Annotated in this window: 4 protein-coding genes; all 4 read left to right on the top strand. The window is 41.9% G+C overall.

Features of this window, described 5'->3' with window-relative positions; translation table 11 throughout:
* The first annotated feature begins 607 nt into the window (after positions 1 to 607).
* From ACQUTP_RS20035 to ACQUTP_RS20020, 4 genes are read left to right on the top strand one after another with little or no spacing between them, the layout of a single operon-like run.
* Positions 608 to 820, top strand: coding sequence for a helix-turn-helix domain-containing protein (locus tag ACQUTP_RS20035; RefSeq protein ID WP_032616279.1), 213 nt, complete (start codon positions 608 to 610; stop codon positions 818 to 820).
* Positions 821 to 831: 11 nt separating this feature from the next.
* Positions 832 to 3147, top strand: a complete 2316-nt coding sequence (gene hsdR, locus ACQUTP_RS20030; RefSeq protein ID WP_196557813.1) for an EcoAI/FtnUII family type I restriction enzme subunit R — start codon at positions 832 to 834, stop codon at positions 3145 to 3147.
* A 1-nt stretch (position 3148) separates the two neighbouring features.
* Positions 3149 to 5029 carry an AAA family ATPase gene (locus ACQUTP_RS20025; RefSeq protein WP_196557811.1) on the top strand — a complete coding sequence of 627 codons (1881 nt, stop codon included), beginning with the start codon at positions 3149 to 3151 and terminating at the stop codon, positions 5027 to 5029.
* Between the two features lie 5 nt (positions 5030 to 5034).
* The gene (locus ACQUTP_RS20020) at positions 5035 to 6513 is read left to right on the top strand and encodes an N-6 DNA methylase (protein ID WP_196557809.1); all 1479 of its coding nucleotides are present in this window, start codon (positions 5035 to 5037) and stop codon (positions 6511 to 6513) included.

The following is a 6513-nucleotide window of genomic DNA, read 5'->3' as shown; positions in this document are numbered from 1 at the left end:
ACAGCGCACTAAGACCGCACGAATATAATGGTGGGTTACCACCAAACGAATCAGAAAACCGATACTGGAAAAACTCTAACGCGGTGGCCAGTTTTTGTTGACCACTTCAGTCAGCGGTGTTGCCCGGAGTGCGGAGAACATATCTACAGCACAGAAATGAATGACCTTGATACCCTGACGATACCGGTGACGTTTGCGAAATGAGGTATTTGTTCTCGCAGTTGGTTATGATGCAAATCCCTGAGTGTTCCTGTCCATTGCTCATCCCATGACTGAATAAAATTTATTGATATCGTTGATATAAATGCAACATATGGTTAAGCATTGGCCACGATGCGGTATCGTTCGCAATAATTTTTGTTTGGTCTGGTACATTTGACAAATGATACAAAGATTTTAACTAGCAAAGAGTTATCAATTAATAGGGGTCCTTAGTTAAGCCAACTCGACGATCTTCAATCTGTGTCATTTCTTTGCCAGCCCTATTGTTACCAATACCTAAAAACGTAGTTTAAACGTCAAAATTCAACTTCAACTCACAAAACACTTTGTAAATCAGTAAGTCGTGGTATTCTCTTAAGTTACCACTATACCCAGAGTCACAGCCATGATCCGCTGCCACCTCGCCCGAATGATGGGCGAACACAAATTGCGCATTGCAGACGTTGCCAGGGAAACTGGGCTCAGCCGCGCTACAGTGACCCTGCTCTATAAAGAGACGGCACAGAAGGTAGATCTAAATGCCATTAAGCAGATCTGCGTACTATTCGATTGCACTGTTGGTGAGCTATTGGAATTGATGCCAAGCCAAAATGACTAAGGAGCAGCCTAATGGCCTCTGAAGCAGATACTCGAGCGAACTATATTGATCCAGCTTTGGTTTCAGCTGGTTGGCTATCGAGCAACATCAGCCGGGAGCATTACTTCACCGACGGTAGAAAGATGGCAGGTGGTGTGCGTGGGCGGCGTTGTTTTGTGGATTATCTGCTTCATAAAGACAGTCGCTATTTGGCAGTGGTGGAAGCTAAAAAAGAATCCGAGCATCCTACGAAAGGCCTGCAACAAGCCATCGACTACGCTAAGAAGCTTTGCGTTCGTTTCGTCTATTCAAGCAACGGTAAGCAAACCTACGAATTCGATCTGGAAACAGGCAAAGGCGACTATATTGAGTTCTATCCAACACCTGTAGAGCTAGAAAAACGCTATACAAGTGAAACTACGGGATTAAGTCAAGAACTAAGAAACATCCCGTTTCACCTGGAAGGAGCAATGCAACCACGTTATTACCAGGAACTGGCAGTCCATTCCGCTACAGACGCAATCGGTGAGGGTAAATCCCGAATCTTGCTCACACTAGCTACTGGCACTGGTAAAACATTCATTGCCTTCCAAATCGTTCATAAAGTATTTCAGGCTCGCTGGAACCGCGACAACCCCGGTTCGCGCAGACCACGCATTCTGTTTCTGGCCGATCGTAATATCCTTGCAGACCAAGCCATTAACACCTTCAACCCCTATGAAAAAGATTTGATTAAAATTAATGGGGAGGAAGTTCGCAAGCGCAATGGCGTGGTGCCCACCAACGCACACATCTTTTTTGCGATCTATCAGGCGATTGCGGAACGGGAAAACATTGATGGCTACTATAAAGCCTATCCCAAAGATTTCTTTGACATTGTATTGATTGATGAATGTCACAGAGGTGCTGCCAATGAAGCTGGTTCCTGGCGAGCAATTCTTGATCACTTCAGTAGCGCTGTGCATTTGGGTTTGACTGCCACACCAAAACGCTCAGACAACGTGGACACCTATGAATATTTTGGCCAGCCTGCCTATGTGTATTCACTAAAGGATGGTATCAACGACGGTTTTCTCACACCATACCGGGTTAAGCGCATTAGAACTAATTTGGATGAATTAGTTCTCACCAATGATGATGTCATCGTCGAAGGTGAATCTAGTCAAGATTTATATCAGGTCGAAGATTACGACCGCAAAATCATTGTAGATGAACGCACTGAGTTGGTTGCGAAAGCAATTTTGCAAAACATCAACCCGCTGGATAAAACTATTGTCTTCTGTGAAAACCAAAATCATGCGCTAACCATGCGCGACATGATTAATAAAAACAAAGCAGTTAAAGATCCGCATTACTGTGTACGGGTCACCAGTGACGAAGGCAAGATCGGTCGCGAACTGCTGGAAAAATTTCAGGACAATGACAAAAACATCCCTACCATTATTACCTCATCACAAATGCTCACTACCGGAGTTGATGCCCGTAACGTACGCAACGTAGTGCTGGATCGAACCATAGACTCAATGGTGGAGTTCAAACAGATTGTTGGTCGTGGTACTCGAGTGTTCGACGGTAAAGACTACTTCACCATCGTGGATTTTCGTGGTGCGACTAATAACTTCTATGACGAAGAATGGGATGGCGAGCCGCAAGCTCCAGAGCCGGGCGGAACCAGAGAACCTACACCGCCGCCCTATTCCCCCGAGCTACCAGAAGGTGGAGATAGGACAGAATCTGAACCAAGCGAATCACGCCCAAGACTGAAAGTAAAACTCGGTAAACACCGTGAACTCAAGGTCATCGATATTGAAACTCGCTATATCGACGAGAGCGGTAAGCCTCTCTCGATTCAGGAGTTTGTCGAACGGCTAATTCAACAATTGCCAGGACTATTCAAAAGTATCGATGAACTCAGAGATATTTGGTCAGACCCTGACTTACGCGAACAACTGCTAACCAAACTGGTACAAGCTGGCTTTGACACAGAGCAGCTATCCGCTCTGCGTCGCATGTTCGAGGCCGACGACTGTGACATATTCGATCTACTAGCATTTTTAGCGTTTGAAAGACCGATGGCAACGCGTAAATCCAGAGTTGAGGCGCTTCGGTCGAATACTGTTTTCTTTGCTCAGTATCCACAGGACAGAGCTAATAAATTTCTGCACTTTGTTTTGAGTCGTTATGAGAAGATTGGCGTTATGGAATTATCCAGAGAGCGCCTACCTGCACTGATCGAGCTCTCGGGTTTGGGTACTATCAAAGACGCTTCAATAGCTTTTGGCGGTAAACCTGCATTTGTATTAGCAGCATTTAAACAATTACAACAGCAACTTTATCATGTGAACTAAAATGGAATTAAACTTAATACCTAATGTATTATACGATCATCCACAAACAATATACCTCAATAAAGTTACCACTTTAATTGGTGAAAATGGTTCAGGGAAGTCAAGTGTTCTCCAATCAATTTTCAATCAAAAACTCTCTAAAAAAGACTATACAGGTCAAAAGATTGTTTGTTTCTCTTCTGGCCAAAACGAGAAGTTTTCAAATGAATTCCTTCGCTATTTAAGACAGACAAAAACAGATGAGAATAATTTGCAATTCTCTTGTTTCTATTTCGATAAATCATGGTCTAAGTTATTGATATTCCTTGCAAGTTCTATAAAAAAATCAGGCAAGGTTAGACAATTTCTCATCAGCTCCGGTTATGCCGATGTAGTCGATGGGTTGGACACCACAAGTATTCTGAAAATTGCCTTTCGGGTAGACTCACAATATGTTAGGCAAGTTCAAGACGCTCTAAACAGAGAGGTCAGAGGAGATACGAACACGATAAGACAGACCGCATTTCATCGCACACTGGAAAGTTTTATTGAAAATTGTATACAGGATCAATATGACTTTGATGAACCAATCAAGAAAAATGTTTTTGATATACGTCAAGATGATGTGCTATCCGTATCTTTTGACACTGAGCGATTAGAGGATGGTGATGCATCAAAGATAACTTTTGATCCAGAGATAGGTTTCTTTATCAGAGCTTGTCATAACACTAATTTTTTGGATAAAGAAGCGTCCTCTTTATTTTTAAAAAATGGTCTAGAGCTCGGAGACTTAAGTGATGGTGAGTTTCAAATTCTTTTTTTATATTCAATCATTGATCTATTCGATAGTGAAGAAACTATATTTATTTTTGATGAGGCAGACTCTCATCTTCATTTTAAAAACGTCGAAAGATTTTGGAATTGCCTAAAAGAAACTAAAGGAAAAACAATTTCGACAACACACCTACTAGATTCAATATATTGCGTGGGCGTTGAAAACATAAGAATTATAAATAAAGGTAAAATTTACCTTCCTTCTGACTCTGGTGAATTAATTACTCGACTCGCACAGTTATCAAATATAAAAAAATCTGAATTTCGAGCTTTGACGTATTATGAAAAAATAGTACTCATTGATGATACCAATGATTGGTTTATTTTTAAAGAGCTTTACAAGCAATATAAAAGAATAATCGGCGTACCTGATTTTGATTATGATGCAACATTTGATCACCTTTTTGATCAAGTCGCAGTAGTTAAGGTTAACTCTGGCTGGAATACACACAACGCTAAATTTGCAGAGTCAAAAATTTCCTGGGTACAAAATTTCATCAAATTTTGCGAAGGTTTGGACATAAAAACCAAAGATATTTTCTTAGTGTGTGATAGAGATAATCTCCCTATAGATGGCATAGGTACTGATGAGTCACCTCTTATAGTGCAGGGTATAAAAATAGGAAGTGATAACAATATTAAAACAAGTGTTTTAAGCTGGCGGAGACGTGAAATAAAACACTATCTTCTTTCTTATTCCGCACTCGGCGGTTGTGTTGCTGTATTGAATAATAAAAATAGATTACCTGAAGCTTCATATTTACGTGAAGGCTATAGCAGTGATTACTTACTAGAATATAAAAATAATGACTATCAATTGTTAATAGAAGACAAAGAAGTAACCAAAGGGAAAATAACAACTATTACCAGCGGTCCAGTTTACAATCACTATCTTGCTTCACTACCATCAAGATTTGTAAAAAACATACTGTCGCCATTTATTGAGAATGTTGATGCACCTCCCTATGGGTTAAATCGGGAATTGCTGTTAGAATATATATCCATGATGCATCCTAGCGAAATAAGCGAAGACATCAAAAGTATGTATGATTTTATCATCGGGAAATAGTAAATATGTCATTGCAACCAAAAATTGACCGTATTACCGACATTCTGCGCCGTGACGATGGTATCAGCGGTGCCATGCATTACACAGAACAAACCTCATGGGTATTGTTCCTGAAGTTTCTCGATGATTACGAGTCCGAAAAAGAAGACGAAGCAGTATTGTCCGGCAAAAACTATCAACCCGTACTGGATGAGGAGCACCGCTGGACAACCTGGGCTTGCCCCAAGACAGCCGATGGCAAGCTGGATTTGGCGCGCGCCAAAACAGGAGATGATCTTACCGATTATGTGAACAGTCAGCTTTTCCCTTACCTGAAAAGCTTCGCCAACGTAACCGTAAATGGCGCAGATACAAAGTCGTTCATCTACAAAATTGGCGCTATATTTCAGTATCTTGATAACAAAGTGGTCTCTGGCCATACCCTGCGCGAAGTGCTGGATATTGTGGATAGTCTGGACTTCCAATCTGAGTCCGATTTGTTCGAGCTCTCACTGGTCTACGAAGGCTTATTGCAAAACATGGGCGATGCTGGTGGTTATGCGGGTGAGTTTTATACCCCTCGCCCTGTAGTGCGCGCTATGGTGCAGGCGATAGACCCCAAGCCCGGAGAAAGCATTTACGACGCGGCGGCAGGTTCATGCGGTTTTTTGGTCGAAGCCTTTGAACATCTGAAGAGCAAAAAGAACGAACTATCCACCGAGCAATGGGATTTCATTCAGCGCGATACTTTCTTCGGCTATGAAAAAACCTCGTTGGCCTATGTGATGGGGATGATGAATATGATCCTTCATGGCATCGAATCACCCAACCTGTTCCGTGGTAACACCTTAACCCTAAATATTCGCGATATTCAGGAAAAAGACCGTTACAACATTATTCTGGCCAATCCGCCGTTTGGCGGCAAAGAAAAGTCACAGATTCAGCAAAACTTCCCTATCCAAAGCAACGCCACCGAATTGCTGTTTTTACAACATTTTATGAAGACCCTAAAAAGCGGCGGCAAGGCGGCGGTCGTAGTACCAGAAGGTGTGTTATTCCAAACCAATAGCGCATTTAAACAGGTAAAACAAGAACTGCTGGAAAACTTTAACCTACACACCATTTTAAGCTTACCTGCTGGGGTTTTTTTGCCGTATTCCGGCGTAAAAACCAACGTACTGTTTTTTGAACGCAGCGGCGGCACTAACGATGTTTGGTATTACGAGTGCGAACCAGATCAGAAGCTAACCAAAAACAAACCAATCACTGATGACCATCTGAAAGAGTTTGTTACGCTATATAGCAGGCGGGAAGCCACAGAAAATTCGTGGACGGTTTCAGCTAGCAAGTTGGCTGAAGATTATGACCTATCTGCCAAAAATCCAGCCAAACTGAAAGATGCTGAACACTTAGCGCCAAGCGATATCCTTAAAAAGATTCGCACTAAAGAAAAGCTGATATCTAGTTTACTAGATGAAATTGAAGACCTTTTGGCGGGTAAATAA

It is taken from the genome of Klebsiella sp. 2-CIP_Kleb. (assembly GCF_050378715.1).
GTDB classification, from domain to species: domain Bacteria; phylum Pseudomonadota; class Gammaproteobacteria; order Enterobacterales; family Enterobacteriaceae; genus Klebsiella; species Klebsiella quasipneumoniae.
This window is presented reverse-complemented; position numbering and strand designations above follow the sequence as displayed.